The organism is Corynebacterium sp. UMB8791, from assembly GCF_054166365.1.
Genome location: NZ_JBSZCG010000045.1, coordinates 1 through 336 on the forward strand (window position 1 = coordinate 1; position 336 = coordinate 336).

General features: G+C 55.7%; 1 pseudogene. It reads right to left on the reverse strand.

Annotated elements, in window-relative coordinates:
- Positions 1–216: pseudogene (locus ACXIUA_RS01245) on the reverse strand (CDP-alcohol phosphatidyltransferase family protein); the annotation flags it as partial.
- Positions 217–336 lie beyond the last annotated feature (120 nt).

A 336-nucleotide genomic window follows, 5' to 3' on the forward strand; every position in this document is an offset into this window, starting at 1 on the left:
CAGCAAGACCGCCACGATATTCCACGCGGCGGGGAAACCAACGAAGTAGTAGTCGCCGGACTTGGCGGCTTCGTTGGCATAGCAGAACATCGACGACACCAGGACCAAAATGATCAGGGCAATCGCCAACGGCCGTGGCCCCAGCGGCAGATACATAACCATGAAAGCCGCGGGTATGGCGGTCCAGGTGAGATAGTCGACGATATTGTCCCCCACTGAGCCTTTAAACCACGGGACGACTTACTTGAAGTGATGATTAAGCGCAATATTGCCTTCGACACCATCGAAGACGAGGGCAATGCCCATCCAAAACCACATCCAATGTGGGCGGCCCTC